The sequence below is a fragment of the Micromonospora sp. URMC 106 genome (assembly GCF_051386395.1).
Lineage (GTDB): Bacteria > Actinomycetota > Actinomycetes > Mycobacteriales > Micromonosporaceae > Micromonospora.
In genome coordinates this window covers 24,828-39,464 of the sequence record NZ_JBPQTP010000061.1, presented here as the reverse complement: position 1 = coordinate 39,464, position 14,637 = coordinate 24,828, and the positions used below count along the sequence as shown (strand labels likewise).

Annotated in this window: 1 protein-coding gene; it reads right to left on the bottom strand. The window is 75.6% G+C overall.

Going from position 1 to position 14,637, the window contains the following annotated elements:
- Window positions 1–14,618: type I polyketide synthase (locus tag ACSNOB_RS19235; RefSeq protein WP_436687904.1), on the bottom strand; the 14,618-nt coding region annotated here is incomplete at its 3' end.
- Between the last annotated feature and the right edge of the window lie 19 nt (window positions 14,619–14,637).

Here is a 14,637-nt window from a genome sequence, read left to right as displayed (position 1 = left end):
TCCAGGAACGCGTTACCCGCCGCATACGCCGACTGACCCGGCGAACCCAACACCCCCGCCACCGACGAGAACACCACAAACAGACCCAGATCCAACGACGCCGTCGCCTCGTGCAACCACCAACCCGCCGACACCTTCGGCGCCAACACCGCCGCCAGACGCTCGACGGTCAACCCCTCGACCACACCGTCGTCCAACACACCCGCCGTGTGCACCACACCCGCCAACCGACCCGCCGCGGTCACCTCACCGACCAGGCCGAACACCTGATCCCGGTCCGTCACGTCACACGCCACCACCCGCACGGCGGCACCCAGACCCGACAGCCGCCCCGCCAACTCTTCCGCGCCCGCAGCCTCCGGCCCCTGCCGCGACGCCAGCACCAGCGACCGCACCCCGTACGACGACACCAGGTGCTCCGCCACCAACGCGCCGAGCGCACCGGTACCACCGGTGACGAGCACCGTGCCCTCGCCCACCACGGCACCGTCCACCGACGCGGGCACGACGGACCGCACCAGACGCGGCACGAACACCGCACCCGCCCGGACCGCGACCTGACCATTCGTCGCCGTCGGATCGTCCGCTCCCGCCAACACACCCAACAGGCCGGCGTCCAGGTCACCGTCCACGTCCGCCAGGAGGATGCGGCCCGGATGCTCCGACTGCGCCGACCGCAGCAGACCCCACACCGCCGCACCCGCCAGGTCGGTCACCCGATCCTCGTCGCCGACCGACACCGCACCCCGGGTCACCACCACCAACCGCGAATCCGCCAGCGCGTCCGCCGTTAGCCACGACCGCACCGTCGCCAACACGGCCGAGGCCGTCGCCCGCACCGCGTCCGGGACGGCGGCATCCGATGCGGCGACCGGCAGCACCAGCCTCCGCGGCGCGGCCAGATGACCGGCGTCGACCGCCGCGGCCAGCCCGTCGACGTCGGGGAACGCCGGCAGCTCGACGGCGGCCGGCGAGCCGAGAAGTGCCCATCCGGAGACGTCCCCGGCCGCCGCGACCTCTCCGGCCTGCCAGGCCACCTCGAACATCGAGCGGGACGCGGCGTTCCCGGCGGTGATCCCGGTGGGCTCCCGCAGCGCCAGGGAATCCACCGACACCACGGCGGCGCCCGACTCGTCGCACGCGGCCAGCCGCACCGCGGAGCCCGCGCGCGTCAACCGCACGCGCAGCGCCCGCGCGCCCGAGGCGTGCACCTGCACACCCTCGAACGCGAACGGCACCCGCGGCCCACCCGACTCCCCGCCCAGCAACAGCCCGATCGGGTGCAGGGCCGCATCCAACAGCGCCGGATGCACACCGAACCGAGCCGCCTCCGCAGCCGCGTCGTCCGGCAGCGCCACCTCGGCGAACACCTCGTCACCGCTCGCCCAGGCACGCCGCAACCCCTGGAACACCGGCCCGTACGACAGACCGTGCTCCGCCAGCGTCAGATACCACCCCGACAGGTCCACCTCGGACACGCCAATCGGGGGCCACTCGCCCACGCCCGGCTCGTCGGCCGATCCCGGCTCCAGCACGCCCTCCGCGTGCTGGAGCCACTCGGCCTCCGGGTCGCCCTCGGACTGGGAGTGCACGGCGACGACCCGGGTGCCCGCCTCGTCGGCCGCGCTGACGCGCACCTGTACCCGCACCGCGCCGGTCTCCGCAAGCACCAGCGGCGCGTGGATCGTCAGCTCCCGCACCCGCGACGCGCCCACCTCGTCGCCGGCCCGCACCGCCAGCTCCACGAGGGCCGTGCCGGGCACGACCGTCGCGCCGGAGACGGCGTGGTCGGCCAGCCAGGCGTGGGTGGCGAGCGACAGCCGGCCGGTCAGCACCACCATGTCCGCGCCGGCGACGGTGACGGCCGCGCCGAGCAGCGGGTGCCCGGCCACGCCCAGTCCGGCGCCGGACACGTCGGCGGTACGGGCCCGGCCCGCACCGAGCCAGTACCGCTCGTGCTGGAAGGCGTACGTCGGCAGGTCGACCCGGGCGGCGCCGGCGTCGGTGAACCACTGCGGCCAGGTGACCGGGACGCCGTGGACGTGCAGCTCGGCCAGCGCGGCCAGCAGCGCGTGCGGGGCGGGCCGGTCCCGGCGCTGGACGGCGACCGCGAGCGCGTCGTCGGCGAGCAGGTCGGCGTTCATGGCGGTCAGGACGCTCTGCGGGCCGATCTCCAGGAAGGTGTCGACCCCGGCGGCGCGCAGGGCGGTGACGCCGTCGGCGTACCGGACGGCCTCGCGGACGTGCCGGACCCAGTAGTCGGCGCGGGTGATCTCCTGCGGGTCGGCGAGCGCCCCGGTCAGGTTCGACACCACCGGCACCAGCGGCGCCCGGAACGTCAGCCCGGCGAGGACCGTGCGGAACTCGTCGAGCATCGGCTCCATCAGCGGGCTGTGGAACGCGTGGCTGACGGTGAGGCGGCGGGTCCGCGCGCCCCGGCCCTGCCAGGTCCGCTCCAGCTCGTCGAGGGCGTGGAGGTCCCCGGAGACCACGACGGCGGCGGGGCCGTTGACGGCCGCGATGCCGACGCGGTCGGTCAGCCCGGCGATCGACTCCGCCACCGCCGCCTCGTCGGCGGCCACGGCGAGCATGCCGCCGCCGGCCGGCAGGGCCTGCATCAGCCGGCCCCGCGCCGCCACCAACGCGCACGCGTCGGCCAGGGACAGCACCCCGGCGACGTACGCGGCGGTCACCTCGCCGATCGAGTGGCCGGCGACCATGTCGGGGACGACACCGAACGACTCCACGAGGCGGAACAGCGCCACCTCGACGGCGAACAGCCCGGCCTGGGTGAACACCGTCTGGTCCAGCAGTTCCGCCTCGGCGGAACCCTCGGAAGCGAAGAGCACCTCCCGCAGCGGACGAGGCAGCAGCGGGTCGAGCTGCGCGCACACCTCGTCGAGCGCGGCCGCGAAGACCGGGAAGCGGGCGGACAGTTCCCGGCCCATGCCGGCGCGCTGCGCGCCCTGCCCGGAGAAGAGCACGGCCAGTTGGGTACGCCCGGTGCCGGTGACGACGGCGCCGGACGGCTCACCGGCGGCGAGGGCCCGCAGCCCGGCCAGCAGTCCGTCGCGGTCCGTCGCGGTGACCACCGCGCGGTGCTCCAGCACCGCCCGGCTGACCGCCGACGACCAGCCGACGTCCACCGGGCGCAGGTCCTCGTCGCCCGCGATCCAGCGGGCCCAGCGGTCCGCCTGCGCCGCCACGGCGGCCTCGGACCGGGCCGACAGCAGCACCGGGACCGGAGCCGGCACCAGCTCGACGGCGGGCTCGTCGCCGCGCGGGGGCGAGCCGGCCTCCCGGGTCGGCTCCGCCTCGGCGGGCGGCTGTTCGATGATCACGTGCGCGTTGGTGCCGCTGACCCCGAACGACGAGACCGCCGCGCGCCGGGGCCGGTTCGCCGCCGGCCAGTCGCGCGCCTCGGTGAGCAGGGAGACGGCTCCGGCGCTCCAGTCGATGTGCGGGGACGGCTCGTCCACGTGCAGGGTCGACGGCAGCACCCCGTACCGCATCGCCATGATCATCTTGATGATGCCGGCCGCCCCGGCGGCGGCCTGCGTGTGCCCGATGTTCGACTTGATCGACCCGAGCCACAACGGTCGGTCCTGCGGCCGGTCCTGCCCGTAGGTGGCCAGCAGCGCCTGCGCCTCGATCGGATCACCCAACGTGGTGCCGGTACCGTGCGCCTCCACGGCGTCCACGTCCGCCGGGGTCAGGCGCGCGTTGGCCAGGGCCTGACGAATCACCCGCTGCTGCGACGGACCGTTCGGCGCCGTCAACCCGTTCGACGCGCCATCCTGGTTCACCGCCGTACCCCGCACCACCGCCAGGACCCGGTGCCCGTTACGCCGCGCGTCCGACAGCCGCTCCACCAGCAGCACACCGACACCCTCGGACCAACCCGTGCCGTCCGCCGACGCCGCGAACGACTTGCACCGCCCGTCCTGCGACAGACCCCGCTGCCGGGAGAACTCGACGAACGTGCCCGGCGTCGCCATCACGGTCACACCGCCGGCCAACGCCAGGTCGCACTCCCCGCTACGCAGCGCCTGCACCGCCAGGTGCAACGCCACCAACGACGACGAGCAGGCGGTGTCCACCGTCACCGCCGGCCCCTCCAGGCCGAACGTGTACGCCACCCGACCCGACAGCACGCTGCCCGACGTGCCGGTGCCGAGGTAGCCGCCCACCCCCTCGGGCAGCTCCTGCACTCCGGAGGCGTAGTCGTGGTACATCAACCCGGCGAACACACCGGTCCGGCTGCCCCGCAACCGCTGCGGGTCCAGCCCGGCCGACTCGAACGTCTCCCACGAGGCCTCCAGCAGCAACCGCTGCTGCGGATCCATCGCCAGGGCCTCCCGCGGCGAGATCCCGAAGAACCCGGGGTCGAACTCCGCCGCCCCGTACAGGAAACCACCGTGCCGCGTGTACGACGTCCCGGGGTTGTCCGGGTCGGGGTGGAAGAGCCGGTCGAGGTCCCAACCCCGGTCGGTGGGGAACTCCCCGATGCCGTCGGCCCCGGCGGCGACGAGGTCCCACAGTTGCTGCGGGTTCGTCACGCCGCCCGGGTAGCGGCACGCCATGCCCACGATGGCGATCGGCTCGTCGGCGCTCGCGGCCGCCACGACGGACTGCTGGTCGGCGACCTGGCCGGACAGCTGCTCGTACAGGTGGTCGGAGAGGGCGCCGGGGGTCGGGTAGTCGAAGACGAGCGTCGAGGTGAGCCGCAGCCCGGTCGCGCTGTTGATCCGGTTCCGCAGTTCCACCGCGGTCAGCGAGTCGAAGCCCAGCTCCCGGAACGCCCGGTCCGCCGGCACCTGCTCGGCGCCGCTGTGGCCGAGGACCTGCGCGACCAGCCCGCGGACCAGCAGGTCGATCTGGGTCCGCGCCTCCTGCGGGTCGAGGCCGGCCAGCCGGTCGGCCCAGCCCCCGGTGCCGGAGCGGCGGCGCTTCGCGGCCGGTCCCACCAGGGTCCGCAGCATCGGGGGCACCCGGCCCGCGGCGGTCTGCGCCCGCATGGCGGGCAGGTCGACCACCGCCGGGACCAGCGCCGCGCCGCCGTGGGCCAGGGCGGCGTCCCAGAGCCCGAGGCCGATCTGGGCGGTCATCGGGACCAGACCGGCCCGGCTGACCCGGGCGCGGTCGGTGTCGTTGATCGACGCGGCCATCCCGTCGGTGTCCCACATGCCCCAGGCGAGGCTGACCGCGGGCAGCCCTCGCTGCGCCCGCACCTGGGCGAGGGCGTCCAGGAAGGCGTTCCCGGCGGCGTAGGCGGCCTGGCCGGGCGAGCCGAGCACCCCGGCGACGGAGGAGAAGAGCGCGAACAGGTCGAGGTCGAGTTCCGCGGTCGCCTCGTGCAGCCACCAGCCGGCCGTGACCTTCGGCGCCAGCACGTCCGCCAACCGGTCGGCGGTGATCCCGCTGACCACGCCGTCGTCCAGGACGCCGGCGGTGTGGACCACGCCGGCCAGCCGGTCCTCGGCGGTGACCGCCCGGACCAGCTCGCCGACCCGCGCGCGGTCGGTCACGTCCGCCGCGACGACGCGGACGGCCGCGCCCAGCCCGGTCAACCGCGCCACCAGCTCGTCGGCGCCGGCGGCCGCCGGGCCCTGACGGGAGACCAGCACCAGCGAGCGGACGCCGTACGAGGTGACGAGGTGTTCGGACACCAGGGCGCCGAGCGATCCGGTGCCACCGGTCACCAGGACGGTTCCTCGGTCGAGGGCCGCCGGGGCCGGCGCGCCGCCGGCGGCGCGGACCAGTCGGGGCAGGTACGCCGTGCCCGCCCGCACCGCGAGCTGCCCGCCCAGACCCGGGTCGTCGGCGGCGCCGGCGAGCAGGGCCAGCAGGTCGGGATCCAGGTCGAGGCCCGGTTCCAGGTCGGCCAGGACGATCCGGCCGGGGTGTTCCGACTGCGCCGAACGCAGCAGGCCCCACACCGCCGCCCCCGCCACGTCGGTGACCCGGTCGTCCGCGCGGGCGGCCACCGCGCCGCGGGTCACCACGACCAGCCGCGAGTCCGCCAGGAGGTCGGCGGCGAGCCACGCCTGCACCGTGCCGAGGACGTCCGCCGTCACCGACCGCACGGCGTCGGGCACGTCCGTCCCGGGCCGCGCCACGGGCACGGGCAGCAGCAGCGCCGCGGGGGCGGGGGCGGTCCCGCCCGTCACCGCCGCGGTCACCGCCGCCACCCCGGCGTACGCGGGGAGCTGCGGCGCGCCGTCGAGCGGGTGGTCACCGAGCACGATCCAGCCGTCCACGCCGTCGGGCGCGGTGAGCTGCTCGGGCTGCCAGGAGACCTCGAAGAGGGAGCGGTGCGCCTCGTTCGGGGCCGCCGCCACCCCGGTCATCTCGCGGAGCGTCAGCGAGTCCACCGACACCACCGGCGCACCGGTCTCGTCGACGGCGACCAGCCGCACCGAGCTGCCGGACGCGGTCAGGCGCACCCGCAGCGTCCGCGCCCCGACCGCGTGGACCTGCACGCCCTCGAACGCGAACGGCACCCGGGCACCGCCGTCCGCCCCGTCGGCCGGCAGCAGCCCCACCGGGTGCAGCGCGGCGTCCAGCAGCGCCGGGTGTACGCCGAAGCCCGCCGGCTCCCCGGCCACCTCGTCGGGCAGGGCGACCTCGGCGAACACCGCGCCCTCGCCGGTCCACGCCCGGCGCAGGCCCTGGAAGACCGGCCCGTAGGAGAGGCCGTGCTCGGCCACCGTCCGGTACCAACCTGTCACGTCCACCTCGGACGCTCCCGACGGCGGCCACGTGCCCACGGTGGGCTCGTCGGCGGTCGGGGCACCGACGAGGCCGTCGGCGTGCCGGGTCCACCCCGACTCCGGGTCGTCCTCGGGCTGGGAGTGCACGGTCACCGAGCGGGCACCGGTCCCGTCGACGGGACCGACCCGGACCTGGACCCGCACCCCGCCGCCGGTGGCGGGCAGCGCGAGCGGGGCGAGCACGGTCAGCTCCCGGACGCGGGACGCGCCGACCTCGTCGCCCGCACGGACGACGAGGTCCACCAGGGCGGTGCCCGGCACGACCACGGCGCCGGACACGACGTGGTCGGCGAGCCATGGATGGGTCGCCACCGACAGCCGGCCGGTCAGCAGCACCATGTCCTCGCCGGCGACCGAGACGGTCGCGCCGAGCAGCGGGTGCCGTGCCGCGCCGAGGCCCGCCCCGGAGAGGTCGGCCGACTGGCCGGCCGGCGGCAGCCAGTAGCGCTCGCGGTGGAAGGCGTACGTGGGCAGGTCGACCCGGCGCGCCCCGGTGTCGGCGAACCACTGCCGCCAGGTGACCGGCACGCCGTGGACGTGCAGCTCGGCCAGGGCGTGCAGCAGCGCATGCGCCTCGGGCCGGTCCCTGCGCTGGACAGCGACGGCCAACACGGCGTCGTCGTCGGGCAGGATGTCCGCCGCCATCGCGGTCAACACGCTCTGCGGGCCGACCTCCAGGAACGTGTCCACCCCGGCGGCACGCAGGGCGGCGACCCCGTCGGCGTAGCGCACCGCCTCGCGGACGTGCCGCACCCAGTACTCCGGGCTGCGAATCTCCTCGGCGTCGGCGAGCGCACCGGTCACATTCGACACCAACGGCAGCACCGGCGCCGCGAACGCCAACCCGTCCAGGACCGCCCGGAACTCCGCCAGCATCGGCTCCATCAACGGACTGTGGAACGCGTGACTCACCGCCAGCCGACGAGTCCGCGCACCCCGCTCCCGCCACGTCCGCTCGACCTCGTCGAGGGCGTCGACGGCGCCGGACACCACAACGGAGGTCGGCCCGTTGACCGCAGCGATCCCCACCCGGTCGGCCAGCCCGGCGATCGACTCGACCACCGCGACCTCGTCCGCCGCCACGGCCAACATCCCGCCACCGGCCGGCAACGCCTGCATCAACCGACCCCGCGCCGCCACCAACGCGCACGCGTCACCCAGGGACAGCACACCCGCGACATGCGCGGCCGCGATCTCACCGATCGAGTGACCGCCCACGAAGTCCGGCACGACCCCGAACGACTCCACCAGCCGGAACAGCGCCACCTCGACCGCGAACAACCCCGCCTGCGTGAACACCGTCTGATCCAACAGGCCCGCCTCCGGGGTGCCCGCCTCGGCGAACAGCACCTCCCGCAACGGACGCGGCAACAACGGATCGAGCTGCCCACACACCTCGTCCAGCGCGGCCGCGAACACCGGGAACTCGCCGGACAACTCCCGACCCATGCCCGCGCGCTGCGCCCCCTGACCCGAGAACAGCAACGCCAGCGAACCCCGGCCACCCGCCTGGCCCACGACCACACCGCCCGCCGGCTCACCCGCCGCCAGCGCCGCGAGACCCGCCAACACCTCGTCCCGGCTCGCACCGGACACGACCGCGCGCTGCTCCAGCGCCGACCGGGTGGTCACCGAGGACCACGCCACATCCAGCGGACGCAGGCTCTCGTCCCGGCCCAGCCACGCCGCCCAGCGCCGGGCCTGCGCCGACAGCGCGGCCGCATCGCGGGCGGACAGCAGTACCGGCGCCACCGACGGCGTCCGGGACGGCTCGACGTCGGCATCCGGCTCGCCGCCGGCGGGTGGCTGCTCGAGGATCAGGTGGACGTTCGTGCCGCTGATGCCGAACGACGACACGGCGGCCCGGCGCGGCCGGTCCACCGCCGGCCAGGGACGCGCCTCGGTCAGCAGGGACACCGCGCCGGCGGACCAGTCCACGTGGGGTGTCGGCTCGTCGAGGTGCAGCGTGGACGGGAGCAGGCCGTACCGCATCGCCTGCACCATCTTGATCACACCAGCGACGCCGGCGGCGGCCTGGCTGTGACCGATGTTCGACTTGATCGAACCGAGCAGCAACGGCCGGTCCGCGGGCCGGTCCTGGCCGTAGGTGGCCAGCAGCGCCTGCGCCTCGATCGGGTCACCGAGGACGGTGCCCGTGCCGTGCGCCTCGACGGCGTCCACGTCTGCCGGGGTCAACCGGGCGTTCGCCAGGGCCTGCCGGATCACCCGCTGCTGGGCCGGCCCGTTCGGCGCGGTGAGGCCGTTGGACGCGCCGTCCTGGTTCACGGCGCTGCCGGCGATCACGGCGAGCACCTGGCGGCCCTCGCGGCGGGCGTCGGAGAGCCGCTGGACCAGCAGCACCCCGACCCCCTCCGACCAGCCGGTGCCGTCGGCGTCGGCGGCGAAGGACTTGCAGCGGCCATCCGGGGCGAGGCCGCCCTGCCGGGAGAACTCGACGAAGGCACCCGGGGTCACCATGACGGTGACGCCGCCGGCCAGCGCCAGGTCGCACTCGCCGCCGCGCAGCGCCTGGGCGGCCAGGTGCACCGCCACCAGGGACGACGAGCAGGCGGTGTCGACCGTCACCGCCGGGCCCTCCAGCCCGAAGGTGTACGACACCCGGCCGGAGATGACGCTGTGCGCGCCGCCGGTGAGCTGGTATCCGGCCAGCTCGGCCGGGGTGTCGGTGGTGCCGTACCCCGACGGGGAGGCGCCGACGAACACCCCGGTACGGCTGCCGCGCAGCTCGTCCGGGTCGATCCCGGCCTGTTCCATGGCCTCCCAGGACGCCTCCAGCAGCAGCCGCTGCTGCGGGTCCATGGCGACCGCCTCGCGCGGCGAGATGCCGAAGAAGCCGGGGTCGAAGGCGGTGGCGTCGTTGACGAAACCGCCCTCGCGGGTGTGCGACACCGGTCGCCCGTCGGCGTCCACGGCCAGCAGCCGGCCCATGTCCCAGTGCCGGTCGTCGGGGAAACCGCTGATGCCGTCGCGTCCGGCGGCGACCAGGTCCCACAGGTCGTCCGGGCTGGCCACACCGCCCGGGTACCGGCAGCTCATGCCGACGATGACGATCGGGTCGTCGTCCACCGGGCCGGCGGGGCCCCACGTGGCGACGGTGTCCACCTCGTGCAGGCGCAGCGTCGCCGACAGGTGGTCGGCGAGGGCGGCCGGGTTCGGGTAGTCGAAGACCAGGGTGGTGGGCAGGGTGAGCCCGGTGGCGGCGCCGAGCCGGTTGCGCAGCTCCACCGCGGTCAGCGAGTCGAAGCCCAGCTCCTTGAACGCCCGGTGCGCCTTGACCAGTTCGGTGCCGGAGTGGCCGAGCACGGCGGCGGTGTGCGTCCGCACGAGGTCCGTGAGGTACCGGTCCTGTTCGGCGCGGGGCAGCGTCAGCAGGTGCTGGCGCAGCCCGCCGCCAGCGGCGTCCTCCGGTGCCCCGTCGACCACGCGCAGGGCGTCGCGGGCCTCGGCGATGTCGTCGAGCAGGGGTCGGGGGCGGGCGGCGGCGAACGCCGGGGTGAACAGCGACCAGTCGACGTCCGCCACGGTCACCGACGGCACGTTGCGTCCCACCGCGCTGCGCAGCGCGTACACGGCCTGGGCCGGGGACATCGGGCTGAGGCCGCGCCGGGCCAGCAGCTCCTGTCCCTCGCCGCTGGCCATGCCGCCGTCGGCCCACGGTCCCCAGGCGACGGCGGTGGCGGCCAGGCCGCGGGCCCGGCGCCGCTCCGCGAGGGCGTCGAGGAAGGCGTTGCCCGCCGCGTACGCCGCCTGCCCGCCGCTGCCCCAGATGCCAGCGATGGAGGAGAACAGCACGAACGCGTCCAGCGGCCGGTCGCCGAGCAGGTCGTCCAGGTGCACCGCACCGGCGATCTTGCCGGCGAGCACCTCGGCCAGGCCGGCCAGGTCGGTGTCCGCCAGCATGCTGAGCTGGCCCACCCCGGCGGCGTGCACCACCGCGGTCAGCGGCGCCGGGTCCGCGTCGACGTCGCGCAGCAGCGCCTCGACCCGGGCACGGTCGGCCATGTCGGCGGCGACGAGGGTCACCCGGGCGCCGAGTGCGGTCAGCTCGTCGTGCAGCTCCGCCGCCCCCGGCGCGCGGTCGCCGCGCCGGCTGGTGAGCACGACGTGTTCGGCGCCGTTGGCCGCCACCCAGCGGGCCACGTGGGCGCCGAGCGCCCCGGTGCCGCCGGTGATCAGCACCGTGCCGGAGGGCTGCCAGCGCTCGACCGTGCCGACGGCGGCGGGCGTGGCGCGGACCAGTCGCCGCACGAACACGCCGGAGGGTCGTACGGCGACCTGGTCCTCGGGGCCGCCGCCGGTCAGGACGCCCACCACGTGGTCCCAGCCGGCCCGGTCGGGCCGGTCCGGCAGGTCGACCAGGCCGCCCCAGAGCTGCGGGTGTTCCAGTCCGGCGACCCGGGCCAGGCCCCACAGGCCGCCCTGGGCGACGCTGCGGACCGGGTCCCCGTCCCCGGTGCCGACGGCGCCCCGGGTGAGCGTCCACAGTGGCGCGGCGATGTCCCCGGCGTGCAGGGCCTGCACCAGCGCCATCGTCGCGGCGGTGCCGAGCGGCGCCGCCGGCTGGCCGGGGTGGGGCTGATCGAGCAGGCCGAGCAGGGACACGATCCCGGCGAGCCGACGGTCCCCGACGGCGTCGGCGACCCGCGACGTCACGTCGTCGCGGTCCGCGAGCGGGTCCACCGCCAGCCGGGACACCTCGCCGCCCGCGGCGGCCAGCGCGGCCGCCAGCGCCTCGGCCCATTCCGTCGTCGGGGTGTCGCCGGCCGGCTCCACCAGCAGCCAGCCGCCCAGCGGGGTGACCGGTGCCGGGGCGGTGGTTCGCTTCCACACCACCCGGTACGACCAGCCGTCGACGACCGCGTCCCGCAGCCGCGCCTTGCGCCAGGACGACAGGACCGGCAGGGCGGGGGCCAGGACGTCCAGGGCGGCCGCGTCGCCGAACTGCGCCGCCAGCGCCGCCACGTCGGACCGCTCCACCGCGGACCAGAACTCGACGTCGACCACGTCGGGGCTGACGGGACCGGTGACGGGCGCCGGCATCTGCTCGGGCCAGTAGCGCTGCCGCTGGAACGCGTACGTGGGCAGGGCGACCGGGGTGGCGCCGGTGTCGGCGTAGACGGCCGGCCAGTCGACGGACGCCCCGTTGACGTGCAGCTCGGCCAGGGCGGCGAGCAGGGCCTTCGCCTCGGGCCGGTCGGCGCGCAGCACGGGCACCGCGACGACCGGGGTCTCCCCGTCGGCGGCGTCCGCGGGGGACGGGGCGCCCAGCACGTCCCGGGTCATGGCGGTGAGCACGCTCTGCGGGCCGAGCTCCAGGAAGGTGTCGACCCCGGCGGCGCGCAGGGCGGTGATGCCGTCGGCGTAGCGCACCGCCTCGCGGACGTGCCGCACCCAGTACTCCGGGCTGCGAATCTCCTCGGCGTCGGCGAGCGCACCGGTCACGTTCGACACCAACGGCAGCACCGGCGCCGCGAACGTCAACCCGTCCAGGACCGTGCGGAACTCCGCCAGCATCGGCTCCATCAACGGACTGTGGAACGCGTGACTGACGGTGAGGCGGCGGGTCCGCGCACCACGCTCCCGCCAGGCCCGCTCCACCTCGTCGAGGGCGTCGAGCGCACCGGAGACGACGACGGAGGTCGGCCCGTTCACCGCCGCGATCCCCAGCCGGTCGCCCAGCCCGGCGATCGACTCGGCCACCGCGGCCTCGTCCGCCGCCACGGCCAGCATCCCGCCGCCCTCGGGCAGCGCCTGCATCAACCTGCCCCGCGCCGCCACCAACGCGCACGCGTCGCCCAGGGACAGCACCCCCGCGACATGCGCGGCCGCGATCTCGCCGACCGAGTGACCGCCCACGAAGTCCGGCACGACACCGAACGACTCCACCAGCCGGAACAGCGCCACCTCGACCGCGAACAACCCCGCCTGCGTGAACACCGTCTGATCCAACAGACCCGCCTCGGGGGTGCCCGCCTCGGCGAACAGCACCTCCCGCAACGGACGCGGCAACAACGGATCGAGCTGCCCACACACCTCGTCCAGCGCGGCCGCGAACACCGGGAACTCGGCCGACAACTCCCGACCCATGCCCGCGCGCTGCGCGCCCTGACCGGAGAAGAGCACCGCGAGCGGGCCCCGGTCGGCCGCCTGCCCGGCGACCACCGCGCCGGACGGCTGCCCGGCGGCGAGGGCGCGCAGCCCGGCCAGCAGGTCCTCGCGGTCCGCGACGGTGAGCACCGCGCGGTGCTCCAGCGCGGACCGTGACACCACCGACGACCAGCCGACGTCGACGGGACGGAGGCTCTCGTCGGCGTCCAGCCACCGGGCCCAGCGCCCCGCCTGGGCGGCCAGCGCGGACTCCGAACGGGCGGACAGGAGGACGGGCGCCGCCGGCAGGGTCACGGCGGGCGTCGGCCGGGTGTCGGCGTCGGGGGCGGGCGGCTCCTCCAGGATGGTGTGCGCGTTGGTGCCGGAGATGCCGAACGACGACACGGCGGCGCGGCGCGGCCGGTCCACCGCCGGCCACGGCGTCGCCTCGGTCACCAGCGACACCTCGCCGGCCGACCAGTCCACCTTGGGCGTCGGCTCGTCCACGTGCAGGGTGGACGGGACGAGCCCGTGCCGCATGGCCATCACCATCTTGATCACGCCGGCCACGCCCGCGGCGGACTGGCTGTGACCGATGTTCGACTTGATCGAGCCGAGCAGCAGCGGCCGGTCCGCGGGCCGGTCCTGGCCGTAGGTGGCCAGCAGCGCCTGCGCCTCGATCGGGTCACCGAGGACGGTGCCCGTGCCGTGCGCCTCGACGGCGTCCACGTCTGCCGGGGTCAACCGGGCGTTCGCCAGGGCCTGCCGGATCACCCGCTGCTGGGCCGGCCCGTTCGGCGCGGTGAGGCCGTTGGACGCGCCGTCCTGGTTGACCGCGCTGCCCCGGATCACGGCGAGGACGGGATGCCCCTTGCGCTGCGCGTCCGAGAGCCGCTCCACCAGCAGGATGCCGACGCCCTCGGACCAGCCCGTGCCGTCGGCGGCGGCGGCGAACGACTTGCACCGGCCGTCGGGGGCGAGCCCTCGCTGCCGGGAGAAGCCCACGAACGGGCTGGGGGTGGCCATGACGCACACGCCGCCGGCCAGGGCCAGGTCGAAGTCGCCCTGCCGCAGCGCCTGGCACGCCAGGTGCAGCGCGACCAGCGACGACGAGCAGGCGGTGTCGACCGTCACCGCCGGACCCTCCAGGCCGAGGGCGTACGCGATCCGCCCGGAGACGACGCTGGTGGCCGTGCCGGTCAGCAGGTATCCCTCGTCGGTGCCGTCGGTCTCGCTCTGCGGGCCCATCCCGTACCCGTTGGCGGCGGTCCCGACGAAGACGCCGACCTTCTGGCCGCGCATGGACGCCGGCGCGATGCCCGCGTGCTCGAATGCCTCCCAGGACGTCTCCAGCAGCAGCCGCTGCTGGGGGTCCATGGCCACGGCCTCACGGGGCGAGATGCCGAAGAACCCGGCGTCGAAGTCGGCCGCGTCGTACAGGAAGCCGCCCTCGCGGGTGGTGGACCGGCCGGCCCGGTCGGCGTCCGCGTCGTACAGGTTGTCCAGGTCCCAGCCGCGGTCGGTCGGGAAGCCGCCGATCGCGTCGCCGCCGGCGGCCACCAGGTCCCAGAGCTGCTCGGGGCTGGTGACGCCGCCCGGGTAGCGGCAGGACATGGCGACGATCGCGATCGGCTCGCGCGCGGCAGCGGTCAGCTGCTGGTTGAGCTGACGGAGGCGGCCCGTCTCCTTGAGCGAGGCGCGGAGCGCCTCGACGACCTTGTCTGCGGACGTAGACATCATGAGCTCCGTACTGGGG